Source organism: Gilvimarinus sp. 1_MG-2023, assembly GCF_030548285.1.
The window spans coordinates 1-337 of sequence record NZ_JAUOSC010000492.1; the positions used below are offsets into that span (position 1 = coordinate 1).

Below are 337 nucleotides of genomic sequence, written 5' to 3' on the forward strand. Positions count from 1 at the left end.
GGTGGCAGAATCGCAAACAGAAAATCCGGGTAATCGCTGAACAGCTCTATTTTCCAGTGTGCGGCATCCGCTCCAAACAGCAGCTGCATATTGGAGAAAATCACACCCTGACCCAGTATTTCACGCATGGCACCCAGCACCACCAGGACGGCGGTAAAGCCCAACGCCATCATAAAGCCGTCGACGATGGAGGGAAGGATAGGATTTTTGCAGGCAAAGGCATCAGCGCGGCCCAGTATCGCGCAGTTGGTGACGATCAGGGGAATAAAGATCCCCAGCACCTGATACAGCTCGTAGGTAAAGGCTTGCATCACCAGTTCGGCGACCGTGGTAAAGG

General features: G+C 54.0%; 1 protein-coding gene. It reads right to left on the minus strand.

Translation table 11 applies throughout. The features are described from left to right. A partial coding sequence (locus tag Q4563_RS17770; RefSeq protein WP_303605446.1) for an Rnf-Nqr domain containing protein occupies positions 1–337 on the minus strand: 337 nt, incomplete at both ends.